22 protein-coding genes and 1 other RNA gene are annotated in these 18,435 nt (G+C 47.3%); 19 read left to right on the top strand and 4 right to left on the bottom strand.

From position 1 onward, the window contains the following. Position 1: 1 nt before the first annotated feature. From ACN0UY_RS04120 to ACN0UY_RS04110, 3 genes are read right to left on the bottom strand one after another with little or no spacing between them, the layout of a single operon-like run. Entirely contained in the window at positions 2 to 1,339 is a 1,338-nt protein-coding gene (locus tag ACN0UY_RS04120) for an AmpG family muropeptide MFS transporter (protein WP_417665491.1), read from the bottom strand. Next, positions 1,336 to 1,920, bottom strand: coding sequence for a peptidylprolyl isomerase (locus tag ACN0UY_RS04115; protein ID WP_417665490.1), 585 nt, complete (start codon positions 1,918 to 1,920; stop codon positions 1,336 to 1,338). The genes ACN0UY_RS04120 and ACN0UY_RS04115 overlap by 4 nt, the downstream gene beginning before the upstream one ends. A 2-nt stretch (positions 1,921 to 1,922) precedes the next feature. Next, positions 1,923 to 3,038, bottom strand: coding sequence for a methyltransferase (locus tag ACN0UY_RS04110; protein WP_417665489.1), 1,116 nt, complete (start codon positions 3,036 to 3,038; stop codon positions 1,923 to 1,925). 206 nt (positions 3,039 to 3,244) lie between these two features. Here ACN0UY_RS04110 and ACN0UY_RS04105 point away from each other — a divergent pair, with 206 nt between their 5' ends. From ACN0UY_RS04105 to ACN0UY_RS04090, 4 genes are all read left to right on the top strand, one after another. Then, complete coding sequence (locus tag ACN0UY_RS04105; RefSeq protein WP_417665488.1) at positions 3,245 to 4,336, top strand: ketoacyl-ACP synthase III; 1,092 nt, start codon at positions 3,245 to 3,247, stop codon at positions 4,334 to 4,336. Beyond that, positions 4,329 to 5,075: an enoyl-CoA hydratase-related protein gene (locus ACN0UY_RS04100; protein ID WP_417665487.1), complete on the top strand. Its 747-nt coding sequence runs from the start codon at positions 4,329 to 4,331 to the stop codon at positions 5,073 to 5,075. Before ACN0UY_RS04105 ends, ACN0UY_RS04100 begins: the two co-directional genes overlap by 8 nt. 88 nt (positions 5,076 to 5,163) lie before the next feature. Continuing rightward, positions 5,164 to 5,261: signal recognition particle sRNA small type (gene ffs / locus ACN0UY_RS04095), an RNA gene on the top strand. A gap of 181 nt (positions 5,262 to 5,442) precedes the next feature. Continuing rightward, positions 5,443 to 6,537, top strand: a complete 1,095-nt coding sequence (locus ACN0UY_RS04090) for a tryptophan 2,3-dioxygenase family protein (RefSeq protein ID WP_417665486.1) — start codon at positions 5,443 to 5,445, stop codon at positions 6,535 to 6,537. Here ACN0UY_RS04090 and priC read toward each other — a convergent pair whose 3' ends face one another. Further along, on the bottom strand, positions 6,538 to 6,828 hold the full coding sequence (gene priC / locus ACN0UY_RS04085; RefSeq protein ID WP_417665485.1) for a primosomal replication protein PriC: 291 nt from the start codon (positions 6,826 to 6,828) through the stop codon (positions 6,538 to 6,540). A 362-nt stretch (positions 6,829 to 7,190) separates the two neighbouring features. Between priC and ACN0UY_RS04080 the strand changes: the two genes are divergently transcribed. The 15 genes from ACN0UY_RS04080 (at position 7,191) to recR (ending at position 18,362) form a co-directional block, all read left to right on the top strand. After that, on the top strand, positions 7,191 to 7,973 hold the full coding sequence (locus tag ACN0UY_RS04080) for a DUF3450 domain-containing protein (RefSeq protein WP_417665484.1): 783 nt from the start codon (positions 7,191 to 7,193) through the stop codon (positions 7,971 to 7,973). Next, a complete protein-coding gene (locus ACN0UY_RS04075; RefSeq protein WP_417665483.1) occupies positions 7,970 to 9,331 on the top strand; it encodes a MotA/TolQ/ExbB proton channel family protein in 1,362 nt (453 codons plus the stop codon). The genes ACN0UY_RS04080 and ACN0UY_RS04075 overlap by 4 nt, the downstream gene beginning before the upstream one ends. A gap of 4 nt (positions 9,332 to 9,335) precedes the next feature. Further along, positions 9,336 to 9,860 (top strand): MotA/TolQ/ExbB proton channel family protein, encoded by a 525-nt coding sequence (locus ACN0UY_RS04070; RefSeq protein ID WP_128351017.1) that lies wholly within the window; start codon positions 9,336 to 9,338, stop codon positions 9,858 to 9,860. Between the two features lie 12 nt (positions 9,861 to 9,872). Beyond that, complete coding sequence (locus tag ACN0UY_RS04065) at positions 9,873 to 10,274, top strand: ExbD/TolR family protein (RefSeq protein ID WP_092855554.1); 402 nt, start codon at positions 9,873 to 9,875, stop codon at positions 10,272 to 10,274. Between the two features lies 1 nt (position 10,275). Further along, positions 10,276 to 10,887, top strand: a complete 612-nt coding sequence (locus tag ACN0UY_RS04060; protein WP_417665482.1) for an energy transducer TonB — start codon at positions 10,276 to 10,278, stop codon at positions 10,885 to 10,887. Between the two features lie 3 nt (positions 10,888 to 10,890). Beyond that, positions 10,891 to 12,198: a tetratricopeptide repeat protein gene (locus ACN0UY_RS04055; protein WP_417665481.1), complete on the top strand. Its 1,308-nt coding sequence runs from the start codon at positions 10,891 to 10,893 to the stop codon at positions 12,196 to 12,198. A 148-nt stretch (positions 12,199 to 12,346) separates the two neighbouring features. Further along, complete coding sequence (locus tag ACN0UY_RS04050; protein WP_417665480.1) at positions 12,347 to 12,727, top strand: hypothetical protein; 381 nt, start codon at positions 12,347 to 12,349, stop codon at positions 12,725 to 12,727. Beyond that, positions 12,715 to 13,518, top strand: coding sequence for a DUF692 domain-containing protein (locus ACN0UY_RS04045; protein WP_417665479.1), 804 nt, complete (start codon positions 12,715 to 12,717; stop codon positions 13,516 to 13,518). The genes ACN0UY_RS04050 and ACN0UY_RS04045 overlap by 13 nt, the downstream gene beginning before the upstream one ends. Before the next feature lie 7 nt (positions 13,519 to 13,525). Further along, a complete protein-coding gene (locus ACN0UY_RS04040) occupies positions 13,526 to 14,287 on the top strand; it encodes a DNA-binding domain-containing protein (protein WP_417665478.1) in 762 nt (253 codons plus the stop codon). A 45-nt stretch (positions 14,288 to 14,332) separates the two neighbouring features. After that, positions 14,333 to 14,458 (top strand): hypothetical protein, encoded by a 126-nt coding sequence (locus ACN0UY_RS04035; protein ID WP_417665477.1) that lies wholly within the window; start codon positions 14,333 to 14,335, stop codon positions 14,456 to 14,458. 24 nt (positions 14,459 to 14,482) lie between these two features. Next, on the top strand, positions 14,483 to 14,878 hold the full coding sequence (locus tag ACN0UY_RS04030; protein WP_417665476.1) for a response regulator: 396 nt from the start codon (positions 14,483 to 14,485) through the stop codon (positions 14,876 to 14,878). An 8-nt stretch (positions 14,879 to 14,886) separates the two neighbouring features. Further along, positions 14,887 to 15,405, top strand: coding sequence for an adenine phosphoribosyltransferase (locus ACN0UY_RS04025; protein WP_417665475.1), 519 nt, complete (start codon positions 14,887 to 14,889; stop codon positions 15,403 to 15,405). Between the two features lie 48 nt (positions 15,406 to 15,453). Next, entirely contained in the window at positions 15,454 to 17,388 is a 1,935-nt protein-coding gene (gene dnaX / locus ACN0UY_RS04020) for a DNA polymerase III subunit gamma/tau (protein ID WP_417665474.1), read from the top strand. A gap of 21 nt (positions 17,389 to 17,409) precedes the next feature. Next, complete coding sequence (locus ACN0UY_RS04015; RefSeq protein ID WP_128351009.1) at positions 17,410 to 17,739, top strand: YbaB/EbfC family nucleoid-associated protein; 330 nt, start codon at positions 17,410 to 17,412, stop codon at positions 17,737 to 17,739. A gap of 14 nt (positions 17,740 to 17,753) precedes the next feature. Next, positions 17,754 to 18,362 carry a recombination mediator RecR gene (gene recR, locus ACN0UY_RS04010; protein WP_128351008.1) on the top strand — a complete coding sequence of 203 codons (609 nt, stop codon included), beginning with the start codon at positions 17,754 to 17,756 and terminating at the stop codon, positions 18,360 to 18,362. Positions 18,363 to 18,435 lie beyond the last annotated feature (73 nt).

Raw genomic sequence — 18,435 nt, 5'->3', positions numbered from 1 at the left:
GCTAATTCATCTCCCGGTGGTAATTTTGCTCAAGTCGCAGCAGGGGCTTACGCATGATGATTAGGATAATGAGACTTGGCATAACCATGAGCGCCGTCAAAATAAAGAACAATTGCCAATCGCCGTCCAACCAATTCACCACATAACCACTGTATGACGATAAAAGCGTGCGCCCAAGGTTACCGAGCGAAGCGAATAAAGCATATTGTGTCGCGGTAAACGCACGATTACAAAGCAAGCTAATAAATGCGACAAAAGCTACAGTTGACCAAGCTGCTGTAAAGCCATCGATAATCACTGCTGCAAGCAATAAGTCAGTGTCAGGGCCAACGCCTGCTATCCAAGCAAACATAAGATTGGATGAAGCCATGGCAATACCGCCAACCAACAAACCACGGACAATGCCTAGCCGCAGATTCACAAAGCTACCGATAATGGCAAATATAATCGTAATCCACCACGTTACCATTTTTGAATACACAGCAATGTCATCGTTGGTGAAGCCCACTTCTTTATAGAACACAATTGACATACGGCCCAAGAAGGCTTCACCAAGCTTAAACAAGAAGATAAAGGCCAGCATTCCGAATGCAAGTTTCCAGCCGCTGCGGCGGAAAAATTCGGCAATTGGTTCTATCAGAGTACTGCGCAACCAATCCATCCAATGATTGAACTTAGGAATTTCTGGTCGGTAACGCGTGGACTTACTGGCGGCAAGAACAAATAACATTTGAGCGGCGATAACAAAGCACAACACGAAGTAGGCGTCTTGCCACATCAAGGTAGTGCCGTCGACTAAAAAGAATGGAATGGCGCCGAAACCGCTATACCCCGTCCACCAACCTGCGGTAGCCATAGCTGCTCCAGCTGACTGCAAACGCGCTTCATGAGGGCCGAAGGTTTCAATTCGATATGCATCAATGGCGATATCTTGGGTTGCCGAAAATATTGCAATCACCAATGCAGCGCAGGCAACCCACCATAGGTTTTCAATAATATCGAGTTGAGCTAACGCAGCGGTGGCACTCAGAATTCCAGCAAGGCAAAGCATCATCCAAGCACGTCGCTGCCCGAGCCAACGATTTAAAAGAGGAATTTGCACGCGATCAATGAGTGGTGACCACAGGGCATTAATGGAGTAGGCCACAAAAACTACACCGAATAACCCAATAGCAGAGCGGTCAACACCCATTTCTTGCAGCCAGGCGGAAAGCATGGAGCCAATCAGCACCCACGGAAATCCACTGATTATTCCAAAACCAAATATCACCCAGATACGCGGTTCGCGGTAAATCGCAAAGTCTTTATACCAAGGTTCGCGCGCTGAAGAATGACTCACTGTTGTGGTACAACTTCAATTTTTTTAAGTACCGGCGGTTGCTTCGGCACGTTTGGCCACCCGGTCTGCTCGTGATAAAACTCAGTTTCCACACTTGCCAGTTTTTCCATCACATCCTCACCGGAAACAACCCAACCAAACACTGCGTACCCCCAACCCTTGCTGGATGGGTTCAGTGATTCATTGTCATTGAGATTAAAATAGAATTGCCGTGTTGCCGAGTGAGGGTCAGAAGTGCGGGCCATGGCGATGGTACCGTAATTGTTCAACATGCCGTTACCCGACTCGTTGAAAATAGGTTCAAACATGGTTTTGGCTTCAAATTCTTCGGTGTAGCCGCCACCTTGCACTACAAAGCCTGGGATAATGCGATGAAATATCGTGTTGTTGTAACTGCCGGCTTGTACGTAGGTGAGAAAGTTTTCGACCGTAATCGGCGCTTTTGCACGATTCAATTCAACGATGATGTCACCCTCAGTGGTTATCAACTTCACTTTAGGAAATAGATTGTCTGGTTGAATTTGTTGTGCAGCGCTCACGCCGCTTAGTAGTAAAGCAAGAGCAAAAGCTAAATAACGCATAATTAACCCCGAGCCTTAAAAATCACGAATTTACTGTTTTGTGCTACTTGGTGCACAGACTTAAACAAGCGCTTTAGCGGTTGATAATACGGTAGATGACGGTTTGCCACTACCCAAAGTTCCCCACCTTTACGCAAAACTCGCTTACTGTCGCGAAACATTTGGCGTGCAATGTGTTCAGTCACAGCGTGTTCTTGGTGGAAGGGTGGGTTGCACACTATCAGATCAGCACTCTGATCGGCGCATTGCGCCAAGCAATCGTCAACCTCTGCGTGATATTGATTGGCAGCCGCGCTGGGTAGATTTGTTTTAATGTTTCGCAACGTGGAAGCAATGGCTAAAAATGATTCATCAACCCATGTCACCCGACTGCTTGGTGAAAGGCGCGCGTAATGTAAGCCAAGCACACCATTGCCACAGCCAAGATCAATTGCGTGCTCTACACCCGGCGCGGGCATGTGTTCAAGTAAAAATCGAGCACCAATATCCAATTGATTGCGAGCAAATACACCGGCATGATGGTGTAAAGTTAACTGAAACTCAGGTAACTCCCAAGTACTCATAAAACGCTCTGGGTCAAGCGCTACGGCGCGCGTTTTAGCACTGACAGTGCGGCATTTTTTTTGGATTAACGACACGTCAACATCACTACAATAGTGCTCAAACAATTTGCGCACCGCGGGTGTCAGTAATTTACTTTTAGCTGCCGCGAATAACTGGGTGGTTTCGGGCAGTTCTGCGGCCAGCTTTGCCAACTGAAATTCGAGTAAGCTTAAGCTTTTTGGAATTTTAAGGTACACCACATCAGTAGTATCGGGCAGGGTGTCCAGCGGCGACATTGCGGTTAGCGTTTCCGGTAAATTGTTATGCCGCAGGTTATGGTGCCATGCACAATGACTGACGTATGAGTCGCTCAGACTGGTAACGTCTAGCCCCGCAAAAGGAACTAAAAGCGCGCCCCATTGATCGTTAATGAGCAATGGGCGTTGGTCATCGCGCTGCGCAATTATCTGATGCAACAATTCATCAGCTGCATCCCAGGCTTGCAGGGTATCTGCAGTGCGCGGGGGAAAACGATTTAGTTGCCAAGTGCCGGCAGGGCTATGTAGTGTTGTCATTTGCTCGTTAGTCGTTAATCGTTAGTCGTTATTCGTTAGTCGTTAGTCGTTATTGGTTATTAGTGTGTAGTTTTTTTCGAATAACGACAAGCGCAGCGATCGAATAACGAATAACGGTTTTAGGCTTTTCAATTGGTCGGACATTTCAGACCGAAACATTCGTGCTATGATAGCGAAAAATGACCCGTGACTATAGGTTTTAACACGTGAAAAAATATGCAGAAATTACCGGCTGGGGTAAGTGCTTACCGCCAGCTGTGATGACCAACGATGATTTAGCAACCTTTTTAGAAACTTCTGACGAGTGGATTCGTAGCCGTACCGGCATCGAAGAACGCCGTGTTAGTGAAGTTGGCACCTCTAAATTAGCCACAGTTGCTGCACGCAATGCGTTAGCAGCTGCTGGCCTTGATGCAAACGACATCGATCTTATTATTGTTGGCACCTGCACACCGGATGAAATTATTCCAAATGTTGCGTCTGCGGTACAGCGCGATTTAGGCAACAAACATGCCGCTGCGTTTGACTTGAATGCTGCATGTAGCAGCTTTTTATACGGAATGCATTTTGCTACACAAGCTATTCGCACAGGTGCGCACAAAAAAGTACTGATTATTGGTGCCGAACGTCTGACTCGAATTTTAGACTGGACCAAACGTGAAAGTGCAGTGCTGTTTGGCGATGGCGCTGGTGCGATGGTGCTTGAGGCTAGTGACCAAGAATCAGGTTTGCTGGCTTCACACGTTACTTGTGACGCCGATGCGCGCGACGTTTTAGCACTCGAGTTTGGCATGAGCTTCGACCGCTTTGGGTTTGACGGTATTATGCCGTTTAACTTTATTGGTCAGGAAATCTTCAAGCGTGCTGTAAAAGGCATGAATACTGCGGTTGAAAAGGTGTTTGAAGAAACAGGCTTAACGACCGACGACATTGACTCACTGATTCCACATCAAGCAAATAAACGGCTAATAGATTACTTGGCGAAGATGTGTAACGTACCTGAAGAAAAAACCGTTATTAATATTCAAAAATACGGAAACACTTCTTCTGCAACCTTGCCAATCGCGTTTTGCGAAGCGGTTGAACAAGGCATTGTTAAGCCGGGTGACACTATTGTATCTGCGGTATTTGGCGGCGGCTTAACTTGTGGTGCTGGTATTATAAAATGGGGTCAACGGGTAACACCACTGCGTGACAATACGGAAACCTTGCCGAGTAATGGTAAGTCTGCATTGGATTTGATCGTACCTTTATATGAAGGCACCAAAGCAGCATGGGAAAAACGTAGCGATGAGTAACTTGGTCAAAGAAGAAGTTCGTAATAATGTGCTTTGGCTGACATTAGCGCGTCCGGAAAAGAAGAACGCGTTAACCTCAGACATGTACGCTGCGTTGAGTGCAGCATTGCAGGCCGCTGATCGCGACGGCAAAATTGCTGCCGTGGTATTAACCGGCGAAGGTGACAGTTTCACCGCAGGTAACGACCTTCATGACTTTCTGGCTATTGAAGATCTTGATGATAGTGCACCGCCATTTGAATTTCTTTATACGTTAAGCCGCCTAAGTGTGCCTTTGGTAGCTGGTGTGAATGGGTTAGCCATAGGCATTGGCACGACCATTTTACTGCATTGTGATTTGGTGTACGCCAGCACAGACGCGGTATTTGCATTGCCTTTTATAAATCTTGGCTTAGTTCCTGAAGCTGCTTCGAGTTTGCTATTGCCGCAACAATGCGGTCATCTGCGGGCTTCGGAACTGTTGCTACTTGGTGAGAATTTTGATGCCAGCGCTGCACTAGCTTATGGCTTGGTCAATAAAGTTGTTGCGCCAAACGAGCTAAACAATACCCTTGAACAGGTAGCCCAAGCTTTGGCCAGTAAACCGCATGGCGGATTGCGCGCAGCCAAAAAATTAATTAAGCAGCCGGCGGAGCCGGTTGCCGACAGAATAGAGCGTGAAGCGAAGATTTTTGCTCGCGCATTGAGTTCAGATGCGGCCCGTAAAGCCATTGCTGAGCGTTTAAATCGCAAAAAATAATCCTATCTGCTTAATTTCTCGGCAGTCAGTTGCACTTGCCTTGCGAGTGCGCTGCCTTTAAGGGATAATGCCGCCGTTATGGTGACCTCATTGGTCCCCCCGCAACACGAACTGGTGAACTCGGTCAGGCCCGGAAGGGAGCAGCCGTAGTCAGGGATGTGGGTGCCGGGGTGCTGGCTGGTGAGGTCGCCACCCATCTTTTAATAGCGTTATTCGTGCGCTTCGCTTTTCGTACGTTCACTTCGTTCTCTGTTCGTTAATCGTTAATCGTTATTCGTTATTCGATCGCTGCGCTTGTCGTTATTCGAAAAAAACTACACACTAATAACCAATAACGATTAACGATTAACGAACAACGAGATATTCCATGCCAAAGAATGTGAAGCCAGTATATTACGGTGACTACCTAAAGCTCGATAAGCTATTAGACGCGCAACAGCCACATAGCAAAATGTACGGGCCAGAAGCTCATGACGAAATGCTCTTCATCATTGTGCATCAAGTGTATGAACTCTGGTTCAAGCAGGTACTGCATGAGTTACGCGCAATTCATAAAGAATTTAGCCAAGAACAACTCGATGATCGTGCATTACAACTTGTTGCGCATCGACTTCGTCGCATTTTAACCATTCAAGATTTAATGAATGATCAGGTCGGAGTGATTGAAACCATGACCCCGCAGGAGTTCCTTGAATTCCGCGATTATTTGGTACCAGCTTCAGGCTTTCAAAGCATTCAATTTAAGGAACTTGAGATTATCCTCGGGCTCACCCGCAACACGCGTATTGCCTTTGATCAACAGTCTTTCTATAACCGCCTCAATGACGAGCATCGCGCCTATTTAGAAGAGCTGGAACAGCATCCAAATCTGTTTGACCGGGTTGATGAGTGGCTGTCACGCATGCCGTTTTTGCAATTTGAAGACTTCAGCTTTTGGGAGGTCTATCAGGCTGCCGTGAAGCGCTCACTCGATCACGATGAAGAAATCATTCGACAAAATGCGGCGGATGAAAAGCAGTTGGAGACCGAATTAGCTGGTTTGCAAGCGAATCGAGAGAATTTTTCAGCACTGTTTGATAACGAAAGTTATAAAGCGTTACAAGAAGATAACCGAGTACGTCTATCGCAAAAAGCCATGTTAAGTGCGCTATTTATTACGCAATATCGCGAAGAACCGGCGTTTCATCTTGCACACCAAGTTATTACATCGCTGGCCGAAATGGATGAGAAGCTCACAATTTGGCGTTATAAACATGCAATGATGGTACAACGTATGTTAGGTACAAAAATAGGTACGGGAGGGTCGTCAGGGCATGATTACCTGCGCCGCACAACAGAACAGAACAGGGTGTTTAAAGACTTCTTCGCGATGGCAACTTACTTGTTACCGAAAAGTGCGTTACCGGAACTGCCTGAATCTGTGCGCAAGGCATTAGGTTTTTATTTTCGACATGAATCATGATTATAAACGTTGTTCATGCCAGCGCACTGCCTGATGTAAGGCGCTGAGCTGATGCGCTACCCGTTCGGACAACCACTGGCTGCGTGCGGTGGTTGTTGGGCTGGTTAAGCTACGAAGGTGTTGGCGTAATTCTCGAATATAGTCAGCAGGTGTGGTTGCATCCTGGCTGAATAACTGTGAGTCAAACCAATCCGAAAACTGTTCTTCATTGATATTCAAACGTTTTATACGCTGTTCAAGCGCATTTATTTCGGCTTCGATGCGCTCTTTTAATGTAGGGTTTAATGTCATTGGTGCGCGGCTTTGATTTTGGCGTATAATTGCATTGAGTCTACCGCATTCTTCTGGGCACGCCCAACTGAACTTTTCGGGAATAAGTTAGCTCTAATAGTTATGCATAAATTAAGTGCTTTTATGCACCACTGTTAATATACTGTAAACGAGATTTTAACTGCATTTAGTGTAATTTTATACCGCTTTCGGTAGTTGACATTGTCGCGCCGATCGTGGGAGTATTAATTTCATTATTACCGCAGAATTACACGCGGTAATAGCTGCAAGTGTTGATTAAACTCTTTTCGTCACTCAAATAACTGGGAGGCTGGCGACTTAGTGTCGTTGAGCTTAAAGTTAAGTCAAATTGGTTGGGAACTATGGCCAAAGTAATCAATAAAAGCAAAATTGCTGCAGCCCTAGTCGGGATGTACGTAATTGCAGGTAGCACGACAGTAGCTGCCCAAGACGTTTCTACGTTACAAAACGAAGAAGCTAAAATTCACACTGCTGACAAGCGGTCTCAGCAAAAGATCGATTCTTTGTTCGAACAGAGCCAAGAGTTGTTATATGAGTACCGTGCAGTTGTAGACGAATACGAAAACTTAAAAGTCTACAATGATCACGTTCAGCGTTTAGTTGATGATCAAAATGCATCACTGGCTTCTCTACAGCGCCAGATCGACGGCATCGAAGCAACCAAGCAAGGCGTGGTTCCTTTAATGTACAACATGATCGACGCTTTGGAGCAGTTTGTGGAGCTGGATCTTCCAATTCACAAAGAGCGCCGTTTGGCTCGTGTTGAGCGTTTACGCGACATCATGAGCGACTCAAACGTAACGACTTCTGAGCAGTTCCGTCAGATCACTGAAGCTTATCAAGCTGAAATGGATTACGGCGCAGGTCTCATCGCATATGAAGGCAAGCTGCAATTCGAAGGTGAAGAAATCTCTGTAGACTTCTTCCACTTAGGTCGTGCAGCGCTTATGGCTCAATCTTTGGACCTGAAAAACGGTTGGATTTACAACAAAGAAAACAACACTTGGGAAGCGTTAGATGATGCTTACTTAGGTGCTTTGACCAAAGCGATTCGTATGGCGCGGAAACAAACCGCACCAGATCTGATTAAACTGCCTATCTATGCAGCGGAGCGTGCAGAATGAACAAACTAGTGAAATCTTTGCTGGTCGCAGCAGCATTCTCATTATCAGCTGGCGCGAGCTCTGCTTACGCGCAGGATAACGCGAAATCACTAGACCAATTACTTGACCTAGTGAAGCAAAATCGTGCTGCGTCTCAGCGCATTAATGCTGAGCGTGAAGCTGAGTTCACTTCAGAGCGTGCTGACAAGCAAGCTTTGTTGAACCAAGCTCAACGTCAATTAGCAAACGAGCAAGCTCGCGGCGAGCGTCTGCAAGCTGAGTTTGCTGAAAATGAAATCTCACTCGCGAACAAAGAACAAGAGCTGCAAAACGCACTTGGTACTTTAGGTGAAATCGTGGGTGTTGCACGTGGTGCAGCCAGTGACACAATCGGCCGTATCGCGACTTCAATCGTAAGCTCTCAGTATCCAGGTCGTGAAGACGTGTTGGAAACGATTGCTGAAGCGAAAGAAGTACCAACTATCGCAGAACTTGAAGAGCTGTGGTTAGCTTGGTTAACAGAAATGAAAGAGTCAGGCAAGGTTGTTACTTTCAACAGTGACGTAACTTTGCTAGACGGTTCAAGCGAAAACCGTGACGTAACGCGTATTGGTGTATTTAACCTGATTTCACAGGGCGAATACTTCAACTACAACGACCAAGCTGAAGAAATTCAGCCGTTAGGTCGTCAGCCTGAAGGCTACGTGTTATCAACTGTTGAAGCTTTTGAAAGCACTGAATCTGGTTACGAAGGTTTATACATTGACCCAGCACGTGGTCAAATCTTGAACCTAGCAACTCAGAAAGCAACTCTCGAAGAGCGTTATCACCAAGGTGGTACAGTTGGTTACGTAATCACTGTTGCGCTTATCGTTGGTTTCTTAATTGCAATCTATAAGTTCATTACCTTAGGTTTGGAAGGCGCGAAGATGCGTTCACAGTTGCGTAATACTGAGAATCCATCTGATAAAAACGCACTTGGCCGTATCCTGAAGGTGTATCAAGAGAACAAAGGTGCAGATACTGAAAACCTTGAACTGAAACTTGACGAAGCTATCTTGCGTGAAACACCGCGTATTGATGCCGGCGTTAATATCATCAAGATTTTAGCAGCTATCGCTCCGCTATTAGGTCTCTTGGGTACAGTTGTTGGTATGATCGGTACCTTCCAGTCCATCACATTGTTTGGTACTGGTGATCCGAAAATCATGGCGGGTGATATCTCAATGGCGTTGGTTACCACCGCATTGGGTCTGATTGCTGCACTGCCATTGATTCTTGTCCACGCGATTGTGGCAGGACGTGCTAAGTCTATCGTACACGTACTAGACGAGCAGGCTGCAGGTATCGTCGCCGCGCATGCGGAGAAGAAGGAGTAATCCTATGGTATACCTGATGGAGCTTTGGGAATCTATCAGGGATTTTCTGGGTACCGGTGGCGACGTATTATTCGTCGTCATGGGGGCGCTCTTCCTCATGTGGGTTCTCATGATCGAGCGCTTTTGGTTCCTTACCGGGGTGTTCCCGAAGATGAAGCAAGATATCATCGATCGTTGGAACGCCCGGGAAGATACCACCTCTTGGTACGCTCATAAAATCCGTGATGCATGGATTTCTGAAGCCAACGAAAAGCTAAATGCGCGTATATTGTTGATCAAAACCTGCGTTGCGATTTGTCCGTTAATCGGACTGCTCGGCACTGTAACCGGTATGATTGCTGTATTTGAAATCATGGCGGTACAAGGTACGGGTAACCCACGCTTAATGGCGTCGGGTATTTCGATGGCGACTATCCCGACAATGGCGGGTATGGTTGCAGCATTGTCAGGTATGTTCTTTGCTTCTCGCCTTGAAACACGGGTGCGTCGAGCTAAAGAAAAATTGGTCGACAGTTTGCCACATCATTAAGAGAGAAGAATTATGGCACGTAAACGTTTTCGTGAAGAGGAAGATGCAGCGATCGATATGACGCCGATGCTCGACATCGTATTCATCATGTTGATCTTCTTCATCGTAACCACCTCTTTCGTAAAAGAAGCTGGTATTGACGTGAACAAGCCAGAAGCAAGTCAGGCAGAAAAGAAACCTTCTGCAAACATCTTCATCGCGATTCGTGCGAATGGCGAAGTATGGATGGACAAGCGTATGGTTGATGTTGAACGCGTAGGCGCCAACATTGAACGTCTATTGGCAGAACAGCCAACTGATATCGTAGTGATTCAGGCGGACAAAGAAGCCAAGCATGGTGTTGTCGTTAAAGTCATGGATCAAATTAAGGAAGCGGGTATTGACAAGATATCCATAGCCGCAGAGGACGATTAATATGGTGCGCTTTATAGTATCAATACTATTAGGTGCTGCAGCTACGTTCCTTCTGTTCGCTTTCATGGCTTTTTTGATTAGCGGCGGTGAGGGACGTAACGAAGGTCCACCACCGACTGCACCGATTGAACTCGTAACAACGCCACCGGATTCGGATGTGGATCAGCGTCGTCGTACGCCACCACCACCGCCGCCTCCGCCTCAGCAACCGCCTGAGACTCCGCCGAACGAGCCTGATACGTCAGACTCTGATGGTATGAATCTAGACCTCGGTTTTGAAGTCGATGTCGGTGGTACTGATACTGGCCTTAACGCTGGTGGTTTAGCGGTTCGAGATGGCGAAGCAACACCAATAGTTCGTATCAACCCGCGCTATCCACCTGCAGCTGCACGTGATGGTATTCAGGGTTGGGTACAATTGCGCTTCACGATTGACGAAGCCGGCGGTGTAACTGATGTTGAAGTTATTGACTCAGAACCACGTCGTGTATTCGACCAGGAAGCTCGTCGCGCGCTGTTGCGTTGGAAATATAAGCCGAAAGTAGTTGATGGCAAGCCTGTACGTCAGACTGGCCAGACTGTTCAGCTTGATTTCACGTTGGATCAGGAGTAATCGATGATGCACAAAAAACTCACAACATTACTTAGTGCGAGTGTATTGTGTACTGTGATGGCAGTCGCATCTGCGCCTGCTGCTTCACAAGAAATCAATTACAACTTGCCTTCTGCGGAAGCTGTGGAAGCAGCCAAACAGAGCCGACGTAATCAAACGGTAAGCGAACGAGTTGGTCGTCGATTGATGACGGCACTTGACTTGTACACCGAAGAAGAAGATACGAAAGGCGCAATCGCTATTTTGGAGGAAATTGATCCAAGTAGTGAATTTGACACCGCTTATTTGAATCGTTTTCTTGGTAACTTGTACGCTGCAGATAACGAAGTTGAGAAAGCTTTTGACCTTGTCAAAAAGGCTGCGGATGCAGACGTTCTCGGCTTTGCTGACCAGGCACTCGTTTTAAAGTTAACCGCTGACCTTGCGCTTCAATCTGAAGAGTATCGTACAGCGTTAACCTACTACGGACGTTGGTTGCAGTTTACAGGCGAAGCTGATCCGGATGTGTTTTTGCGTATTGCCAATGCTTATTATGAGCTGAAGCAATTTGACAAAATTGTTCGCCCTGCTGATTTAGCTATTGCAGCTTATGAAGCCGAAGGTGAATTCAACAAAAACCCATACGTATTAAAAGTTGCCGCTTATTACGAAACGGAAAACTATCGCGAAGCTATCAAGGTACTTGAAGTCGGTTTAAACAAACTGCCAACTGAAAAAGTTTGGTGGAGTCAGCTGGGTATGTTGTACATGCTGACTGAGCAGATCGATAAAGCCTTGCAGACGTTAGAAATCTCGTACTTGGCAGGATATATGGATAAGGAAAGCCAGATTAAGGCGCTTATTCAGTTGTATGCCAACTCACGGATTCCTTACAAAGCAGCGACGCTTATGGTGAAACACTTAAATGCGGGCGATATTGAAAAAACCGCGCGTAATTATCAAAGTGCCGCCAGTAGTTTTGAGCAAGCTCGTGAATACTCGCAAGCAGCCGCAATGTACGGTCTCTCTGCTGAATTGCAAGAAACTCAAGCAGATAAAGCTGAGTTCTATCGTCGCCAAGGTACCGCATATCTGCGTGCCGAGGAATACACGAAAGCAGCTGACTCATTCTTGAGAGCGCTAGATTTAGGCATCGAAGAAGAAGGTCGTGTCTACATGTCGCTTACTGAAGCTTACTTCTATGACAACAACTTCCGCGAAGCGCTGAAGTCAGTTCAGGAAGCTAAGAAATCGGGCGAGCAGCGTCGCAATGCAATTAGCTGGGAACAGTATATTCGCCAAAAAGCGTCTAATCGTGGCGTATCGCTTTAATTAGCGTAGAACGCAGCACGAATAAAGAAATTGTAAAACCCCGCTTTTTTGCGGGGTTTTTTGTGTTTGGTGAACTATTCTTAATGCAGACACGTTTCTAAAGAAAGTGTTAGTCTAGTTAGACAAAACAAACTAAGAGGAAGAAATCATGAAAGCCATGAAAAAATCAGTATCAGTTGCAGTAGGTGCATTATTGGTAAGCGCTGCGGGCGCGTCGGCGGCGGCATCAGCAAATCCATTTGGTTATGCTGAACTCGCCGGTGGCTATCAACAAGAACAGCAGCAACAGCAGGAAATGCGCTGTGGTGCCGATAAAGATAAAGCCAAAATGCAAGAAGAAGGCAAATGTGGTGAAAAAGCCAAAGAAAAAGCCAAAATGAAAGAAGAAGGCAAGTGCGGCGAAGGCAAATGCGGTGAAGGCAAATGCGGCGGCGACAAAGCCAAAGAAAAGGCTGCTGAAAAAGCCAAAATGAAAGAAGAAGGTAAGTGTGGCGAAGGCAAATGCGGTGAAGGGAAGTGCGGCGCATAGTAGGTCTTGGCTTACGGCGGGAGTTTTTGCAGGACGTATTGCAACAAACGCCCGCCGTTGATTTTTGGGAACTGGCACCAGAGAACTGGCTTGATCGTGGTTATGAAGCCACGTATCAGCTGGATCGTATTCGTGAACAGTACCCAATTAGTTGTCACGGCTTGTCACTCTCAATTGGCAGCCCCGACCCGCTGGACGAGCAGTTTGTTCTTCGGGTTAAGGCGTTTCTTGATCGTTTCAAAATTGAGCGTTATAGCGAACACCTGAGCTACTGCTCTGCACAGGGGCATCTGTATGACTTGCTGCCGATTCCATTCAGTGAAGATGCGGCTGATTATGTGGCGGGGCGCGTTCGTCGGGTACAAGAGCTGATTGAACGGCCTTTGGTGCTAGAGAATGTTTCTTATTACACACCGGCAGCAACTGACATCACTGAGTTGGAATTTATTAATCAAGTGTTGGATAAGTCCGGCTGCGAGCTGTTATTGGACGTGAATAACGTATTCGTTAATAGCGTGAATCACGCTTATGACCCGCACGAATTTATTCGCGGGTTACCCACTGAACGTATCACCTATGGGCATATCGCTGGCCACTATGAAGAGGCGCCGGATTTATTAATCGATACCCACGGTGCGGATATTAGACCGGAAGTATACGACTTGATGAAGTATGCGTATCAACAGCACGGTGAGTTTCCGATGTTGCTTGAGCGTGATTTCAACGTGCCACCACTCGCTACCTTGTTAGAAGAAGTGGACGCCGTGAAAGCGGTAGCCGCCAGGACCTAAATCCAGTATGTCTGATTTTAAGCGCATTCAATACCAGTGGGCGGCGTGGCTTCGTGAACCTGATTCCGCTGAACCTCCCGCTGCCGAGCAAAAGCGCCTCGCTGTCTATCAGCGCTTGGTTCGTAACAATATCGAGGGGTTTATAGCACGGGGCTTTCCAGTGCTAAAGTCGGTATTAAGTGCGCAACATTGGCAACGTTTGGTAGACGATTTTATTGCGAAACACCCGGCGAAATCGCCGTTGTTTGCTGAGATTGGTACTGAGTTTGTGACTTTTATTGCCAACTACGTAGCCTCGTGGCTACCGCCATTTAGCTATCAGTTAGCGGTGTACGAGAGAATGGAACTTGATGCTTACCATTATTTCGAAACGTGTCGTGCGGCGCCCACATCGTGCGCTATTGAGGAACTTACTTGGCGCGTGAACCCATCCTTAACGTGGCACGCATTTGATTACCCGGTGCATACCATCGCAGCCGACGCCATTCCGAACGAGCCCCTTGCGGCCCCCATATTTTTAGCAGTTTACCGAGTCGATGAAGACGACGAACTGCATTTCATTTCACGTGTCAAATTCATGCAACTTAATCCAGTTACAATGTTGCTAGTGGACTATTTACAGCAGTACCCCCGCCAAGGCTTGGCGGAAATAGCAGAGGCATTAGCACAGCAACTGCCACAATTTGACCAGGCGCAGTTATATCAAGGTCTGGTGAATACGGTTCCGGATTTATACCAAAGAGCTATGTTGTTCCCATCGGCCAATTAAAGTATGATCCGCACCGCAAAATATTAGTCAGTGAGGATGTATTTTATGGCACATGATCAAAACTTCCGTGATGAATCGGGCGTAAAAATGGGCTGGCTTGCAGTAATTGTATTCGTTGCAGTTCCAGTGTTACCTGCGGTACTCGCATGGTACAAATTCTTTTCAGCGTAAGCTGTTACGTTAAAAAGGCACGTTATGTCACTTCAATTATTGCTGGTTGAGGATAAGCCAGCGACGCGGGATCAACTTGTTCAAATAATTGAACAAAGCCCGTTTACGATAAGTTGCGCCAATGATGGCCTTGACGGCTTAAATCGTAGTAAAAACCATCATTTTGATGTGGTGTTGGTTGATCATAAAATGCCCTTAATGGATGGCTTGTCTTTAATCAAGAGCCTACGCCAAATAGAGCAATATCAACAAACCCCTATTATTTTGATGACCACACAAGATGCGTCGCAGGTGCAGCCGCTAGCTGACAAAGCGGGCGCGAACTTGTGCCTTCCTAAACCTGTTGATGCAAAACGCTTGCTTGGTTTGTTAACTGACTTAGCGGCAGCTACAGGTAAACCACAACAGACAACTGCCTGAGACCTTGAATGCAGATAGCTGATTATATTCGAGCCATTCCGGATTACCCGAAGCCGGGTATTATCTTTCGTGATATAACGCCGTTATTGGCCGATGGCGCGGCGTTTCGTCACACCATTGATTTACTTGCCGAGCGTTATCGCGACCAAGGCGTAACCAAAATCGTCGGGATTGAAGCACGCGGCTTTATATTTGCAACCGCACTGGCGTATGCAATGGGTATTGGCTTCGTACCGTTACGCAAGCCGGGTAAGTTGCCACGCAAGATTGTGTCGCAAGCTTACGCGCTGGAGTACGGCGAAGACACCCTTGAGTTGCACGCAGAAGATATTACCGCAGACGATCGTGTTGTTGTCATTGATGATTTATTAGCAACCGGTGGCACAATTTTGGCCGCTGTCGAGATGCTAAAAAAGCAACAAGCAACCATTATCGAATGTGCTTTTGTGATTACTTTAACCGACTTGCCCGGTGCTGATCGGTTACAACAAGCAGCGATTCCACACTATACCCTGTGCTCTTTTTAAGGTAAGTTAATTGCTTATCTGAAGCGACCGATTAAGAAGATATTGGCAATGAGCTATCAAGTTCTCGCACGCAAGTGGCGACCACGAAATTTTAGTGAAGTAGTGGGGCAGCAGCATGTGCTGAAACCTCTCTTTAACGCCTTGCAAACAGGCCGTTTGCATCATGCGTGGCTACTCACAGGTACCCGTGGTGTTGGTAAAACAACGATTGCCCGAATACTTGCTAAAAGCCTTAACTGTGAGAAGGGTGTAACCGCTGAACCTTGCGGTCAATGTTCAGCCTGTACAGCCATTGATCAGGGGCGGTTTGTCGACTTACTTGAAATTGATGCGGCATCACGCACGAAAGTGGAAGACACGCGCGAGTTACTCGATAACGTGCAATACGCGCCAACGCAAGGTCGCTACAAAGTCTATCTTATCGATGAAGTTCACATGTTGTCTCGGCATAGCTTCAATGCGTTGCTAAAAACGCTAGAAGAACCGCCAGAGCATGTGAAGTTTTTGCTTGCGACAACCGATCCTCAGAAATTACCCATCACCGTTTTATCGCGATGCTTGCAGTTTAATTTGAAGGCATTGTCACGAGATGAAATTGCTGGGCATCTACAAAAAGTCTTAGCAGCCGAATCAATAGAGTTCGATGAAGCGGCGGTTCAAGCACTTGCACGCGCAGCGCAGGGCAGTTTGCGCGACGCATTAAGTTTAACAGATCAAGCGATAGCGCAGGGCGATCATGCCGTAACCATGGCTGGTGTTCAGCAAATGCTTGGCAGTGTGCCGAGTTATCAATTGGTTCAGCTAATGCAGCAGCTACTGGCTGGTGACGCTGAAGTGATGCTGCAAACTTTGGATGCTGTTGCGGGTCAGGTACCTGACTTAAGTGGCCTGTTACCTGAAATGCAAAATTTAGTGCATGAGCTGGCGTTATTTAAAGCGGTACCTGCGACAGCACACGCAACGGGCCTTGAGCCTGCAGCGCAGCACTTAGCACAGCAATTGCCGGCCGCGCTGCTACAAGTTTTCTACGATATTTTGGTGCAGGGGCGCCGCGACCTCAACTACGCCAGTGATGTACGCAGCGGTGTGGAAATGACGCTATTACGCCTCATGGCATTTCGCCCAGAGTATCTTGAAGTGGTAGAAGCACCGGCAGAAATGGTCACCAAAACGAAGACGGTTACGGCCACCGCGCCACCGCCTTCGAACCTGACAGCGCCAGAGCCTGAGCCAGAGCCTGAGCCAGAATCAGAACCAGAACCTGAGCCAGAGCCAGAGCCAGAACCAAAGCCTGAACCAGAACCAGAACCTGAGCCAGAGCCCGAACAACAGCAACAGCCTGAACCGGACACGCAACCTGAGAGTACGCGCCCGAACGACTTGCAAGCATTGCTTGCAACGCGCGATGCGCTGTCGCAAAAAAAAAATCCTGAAGTAGCGGAACCACCAGCTCAAATTCAAGCGGCGCCAGAACCACCTTCTGAGCCGGAAATGCCTGCGCATGACCACGTTGAAGAACCTGTCGCTCAGCACCAGGAGCATTCGCAGCCACATACGCAACAACTTCCTGAGTTGGAAAGCGAAATCACTGCAACCACCAAACGTGCCGCAGAAATTGACCGTTGGGCCGCGATGATCGATGAGCTTGACCTGCATGGACTCACACGCCAACTTGCTCGCAACAGCGTGCTGCAGAAAAATAACGACGCGTATGTGTTGATGGTGCGAAAAAATTGGGCCTACCTGTTGAATGATGGCGCTGTAGGCACCATTAAAGAAGTGATGGCCGCCCAATTTGACATGACCTTACAGGATATTTTGGTGGGCGACGCCGCTGCCGCAACGCCGGTTGAGATTCAACAGCGCATCAATGCGCATCGATTGGACATTGCCAAGCAATCCTTAGCAGATGATGAAATTGCGCAGCAACTTGAACGTACATTTGGAGCTCAGCTTAACGCTGACTCTGTAAAACCTGAATAATTTAAGCGAATAGAGGTAGTTATGTTTAAAGGCGGAATGGGTAACATGATGAAGCAGGCGCAGCAGATGCAAGATCGCATGCAAAAAGCGCAGGCTGAGATCGCGAATTTAGAAGTAACTGGCGAAGCTGGTGCCGGTATGGTGAAAGTAACCATGTTGGGTAATCATAACGTACGTCGTGTCAGCATTGATCCTAGCCTATTCGAAGACGACGATAACGAAATGATTGAAGACTTGGTTGCTGCGGCAATCAATGACGCGGTGCGCCGCGTTGAACAAACTAGCAAAGAAAAAATGGCTGAAGTAACTGGCGGCATGAACTTGCCACCAGGCTTCAAGATGCCGTTTTAACAGAAGGCTTCAGCATGCGTCTTAGCCCTGCGATACAAGAATTGGTGAACGCCCTGCGCTTATTGCCTGGCGTTGGCCCTAAAAGTGCCCAACGTATGACGTTTCAATTATTGGAACGTCAGCGTGAGGGTGCTTTGCGTTTGGCGCAGGCGCTTACCGAAGCGGTGGAGCGGGTGGGGCATTGCAGTCAATGCCGCACCCTAACTGAAGAAGATGTATGTGCTATTTGTAGCGACGAAAAGCGCCGTACCAGCGGGTTGTTGTGCATTGTTGAAACACCCGCGGATGTACTTGCGATTGAACAAACAGGTCAGTATCAAGGCAGCTACTTTGTGCTTATGGGCCATCTGTCACCACTTGATGGTATTGGGCCTGAAGATATTGGCTTAGACATACTCGCTAAGCGATTACAACAAGAACCGATTGAAGAGATTATTTTAGCAACCAATCCGACGGTTGAAGGCGAAGCCACCGCACACTTTATTGCCGACCTAGCGCGCGCTCGCCAAATACGCACCTCGCGTATTGCCCATGGGGTGCCAGTTGGTGGCGAACTGGAGTATGTCGACCAAGCAACGTTGGGGCATGCATTTAGTGGTCGTAAAACCATGGAGAACAATTAATTAGGCATTAATTGGTTAAATTAACTCAGTGGCGCTTGAAAACATCGGTGCCACCCCCATCTTTCTTCTATAC

Origin of the sequence: Pseudidiomarina sp. (assembly GCF_048268165.1) — a bacterium.
GTDB lineage: Bacteria > Pseudomonadota > Gammaproteobacteria > Enterobacterales > Alteromonadaceae > Pseudidiomarina.
This window is presented reverse-complemented; position numbering and strand designations above follow the sequence as displayed.

Bases quoted from the DNA above. Each gene is read 5' to 3' on its own strand.
- ACN0UY_RS04055 (WP_417665481.1), top strand. From the start codon at position 10,891: ATGATGCACAAAAAACTCACAACATTACTTAGTGCGAGTGTATTGTGT.
- dnaX (WP_417665474.1), top strand. From the start codon at position 15,454: ATGAGCTATCAAGTTCTCGCACGCAAGTGGCGACCACGAAATTTTAGT.
- ACN0UY_RS04075 (WP_417665483.1), top strand. From the start codon at position 7,970: ATGAACAAACTAGTGAAATCTTTGCTGGTCGCAGCAGCATTCTCATTA.
- ACN0UY_RS04050 (WP_417665480.1), top strand. From the start codon at position 12,347: ATGAAAGCCATGAAAAAATCAGTATCAGTTGCAGTAGGTGCATTATTG.
- ACN0UY_RS04025 (WP_417665475.1), top strand. From the start codon at position 14,887: ATGCAGATAGCTGATTATATTCGAGCCATTCCGGATTACCCGAAGCCG.
- ACN0UY_RS04070 (WP_128351017.1), top strand. From the start codon at position 9,336: ATGGTATACCTGATGGAGCTTTGGGAATCTATCAGGGATTTTCTGGGT.
- ACN0UY_RS04040 (WP_417665478.1), top strand. From the start codon at position 13,526: ATGTCTGATTTTAAGCGCATTCAATACCAGTGGGCGGCGTGGCTTCGT.
- ACN0UY_RS04090 (WP_417665486.1), top strand. From the start codon at position 5,443: ATGCCAAAGAATGTGAAGCCAGTATATTACGGTGACTACCTAAAGCTC.
- ACN0UY_RS04035 (WP_417665477.1), top strand. From the start codon at position 14,333: ATGGCACATGATCAAAACTTCCGTGATGAATCGGGCGTAAAAATGGGC.
- recR (WP_128351008.1), top strand. From the start codon at position 17,754: ATGCGTCTTAGCCCTGCGATACAAGAATTGGTGAACGCCCTGCGCTTA.
- ACN0UY_RS04115 (WP_417665490.1), bottom strand. From the start codon at position 1,920: ATGCGTTATTTAGCTTTTGCTCTTGCTTTACTACTAAGCGGCGTGAGC.
- ACN0UY_RS04060 (WP_417665482.1), top strand. From the start codon at position 10,276: ATGGTGCGCTTTATAGTATCAATACTATTAGGTGCTGCAGCTACGTTC.
- ACN0UY_RS04015 (WP_128351009.1), top strand. From the start codon at position 17,410: ATGTTTAAAGGCGGAATGGGTAACATGATGAAGCAGGCGCAGCAGATG.
- ACN0UY_RS04110 (WP_417665489.1), bottom strand. From the start codon at position 3,038: ATGACAACACTACATAGCCCTGCCGGCACTTGGCAACTAAATCGTTTT.
- ACN0UY_RS04080 (WP_417665484.1), top strand. From the start codon at position 7,191: ATGGCCAAAGTAATCAATAAAAGCAAAATTGCTGCAGCCCTAGTCGGG.
- ACN0UY_RS04100 (WP_417665487.1), top strand. From the start codon at position 4,329: ATGAGTAACTTGGTCAAAGAAGAAGTTCGTAATAATGTGCTTTGGCTG.
- priC (WP_417665485.1), bottom strand. From the start codon at position 6,828: ATGACATTAAACCCTACATTAAAAGAGCGCATCGAAGCCGAAATAAAT.
- ACN0UY_RS04065 (WP_092855554.1), top strand. From the start codon at position 9,873: ATGGCACGTAAACGTTTTCGTGAAGAGGAAGATGCAGCGATCGATATG.
- ACN0UY_RS04030 (WP_417665476.1), top strand. From the start codon at position 14,483: ATGTCACTTCAATTATTGCTGGTTGAGGATAAGCCAGCGACGCGGGAT.